This is a genomic window from Aeromonas sp. JL9 (assembly GCF_024436075.1).
GTDB classification, from domain to species: Bacteria; Pseudomonadota; Gammaproteobacteria; order Enterobacterales; family Aeromonadaceae; genus Aeromonas; species Aeromonas veronii.
This window is the reverse complement of the sequence record NZ_JANFNV010000066.1, coordinates 1-2,022: the sequence shown is the minus strand read 5'-3', so window position 1 is coordinate 2,022 and position 2,022 is coordinate 1. Positions and strand designations below refer to the sequence as shown.

At 54.9% G+C, this 2,022-nt stretch carries 2 protein-coding genes; both read right to left on the bottom strand.

Going from position 1 to position 2,022, the window contains the following annotated elements; translation table 11 throughout:
• Nucleotides 1-63 precede the first annotated feature (63 nt).
• Nucleotides 64-492 carry an Arm DNA-binding domain-containing protein gene (locus NOM06_RS20735; protein WP_255913024.1) on the bottom strand — a complete coding sequence of 143 codons (429 nt, stop codon included), beginning with the start codon at nucleotides 490-492 and terminating at the stop codon, nucleotides 64-66.
• A gap of 253 nt (nucleotides 493-745) precedes the next feature.
• Nucleotides 746-1,942 carry an ROK family transcriptional regulator gene (locus tag NOM06_RS20730; RefSeq protein ID WP_255913023.1) on the bottom strand — a complete coding sequence of 399 codons (1,197 nt, stop codon included), beginning with the start codon at nucleotides 1,940-1,942 and terminating at the stop codon, nucleotides 746-748.
• Between the last annotated feature and the right edge of the window lie 80 nt (nucleotides 1,943-2,022).

Here is a 2,022-nt window from a genome sequence, read left to right as displayed (position 1 = left end):
CTTGTCATTGAACACCTCAGGTCATGGTGGCGACTGTACCACCTAAAATGGTGTCCGGGATGATTAGACCACTACAATTCGACGATAATCAGTGACGGTTCGAAGGCTAATCTCTGATCGAACGCCATCACGGCGTTTTACGCTGGCTTTGTGGCTAAGCCATTGCTCAAACAGTTCATCAAGCACGAGCATCTGTTCGTTCTTTTGTTTAGCTTCTGCAACAACCTGACGGGGATCGATGCCCTGTTTGGCTTGCCCCACCACAACACAATGTCGTTCACGAGCTTGAGCAAGTCCCATCGCAGGGTATAGTCCAAGTACCATGGTTTGTTGCTTGCCAAGTAGCCTAAATCTATACACGAAGCGTTTTTGCTTACCGGCCCGAACCTCGAGTGATAACCCGTTACCATGTTTAGAGCTGATAGCAAATCGGGTTGCGGTTGCACCTTCTTTAAGCTCTGCTGCCGCGACTTGTCGATCTTGAGAAATCATCCTAAAACCTCGTAGTGGGGTACCACATGGGGTACCACATTTGGCATCGTATAGGGTTGTATGTCGTTGGACAAGAGTGAATTTGCAGAACACTTAACCCACTGAATTTAAAGTGAATGAATTTATTTGTTGGATTTATCAAGACAGGATTAAACGTGAGTTTATTGACTTCGTAATGCGAAGGTCAGGAGTTCGATTCCCCTTATCGGCACCAGATCGTGAGGGCAGGTTTCATTTGTGAAACCTGCCCTTTTTACATGGCTTTTGCCAAGGCTCGCTCCACATAGAGATAGCCAATCCCCATCACCTGCTGGGCGCGACTGAGTTGGCCGAAACGGATATGGGTGGCGTTGACTGCATCGCTGCAGTCGAACGGGTTGGCGCCGGTCTGACTGACGATCGTTTGCAGCCAGCTTTCACCAAAGTGGCAGCTGCGGCCATAGAGCCAGATGCGGTTGATGTTGAGGATATTGAGGAAGTTGTAGAGGCTCAGGCCAATGGCGCGGGCCCCTTCGTCCACCAGAGTACGGATCATGGCATCCCCCTTATGGTAGAGCGCGAGCAGTTGGGCGGTATCCAGCTCTACACCCGTCTGCGCCGGGTTGTCGGTACTGGCTTGTTGCTTGAGAAAGACCCGGGCCCGTTTCTTGATGGCAAACAGCGAGGCGACTGTCTCCAGGCAACCATAGCGGCCGCAGGCACAGGCGCTGCCATCCGGGTTGATGATGGTGTGGCCGATCTGGCAGCTGCCAAACAGGGCACCTCGATAGATCTGGCCGTTGATGATGAAGGCCGAGCCGATGCCGTAGTCGACGTTGATGACGCAAAAATCGCCGACGTTTTCCGCTCCCTGCCACTTTTGGGCCAGCGCCAGCATAATGCAGTCGTTGTCCACCATCACCTCGCAGCCGAGGCGCTCCTCCAGCAGATACTTGAGCTCGACCGGTGCGTGCCAGGGGGCTTGTGGCATGGTCTGCGACACCCCGCTGGCCGGGTTGACCTGACCGTGTACCGCGATGGCCAGCCGGATCGCCAGCCCCTTGTGGCGGCGCTTGTGCTGGTAGTAGCAGGTCTCGATCAGGCGCAGCAGCTCGTCCGGGGTTTGCGGCGCAATTTTCTGGCCGGCGTAGTCGTCGAGGGGGGTGATCAGGTTGTCCACCAGAATGCTCTCCAGATGGGTGGGGCTGATATTGAGGCAAAGAATGGCCCCCTGACCGCTGGCGATGCGGTAGCTGCCGCCATTGATACCGCGTTGGGAGAGGTTCTGCTCGCTGTGGCTGATGGCCTCCTCGGCCACCAGCTCGTCGAGGATCTTGCTGACCGCCGGAATGGAGAGCTCGCAATGGCGCGCCAGGGTGGACTTGCTCGCCTCCTTGAGCTGATAGAGCAGGGCAAGCAGCACCTGCTTGTTGTGGTGGCGGACCTTCTGGTTGTTCAACCCTATGCTCATCTATTCACTAAGAGCCGCTAACAAAACCGAGTTGATTCGAATGATGCCAACCCCAACATAGGCAGCATGACACGAAAAAT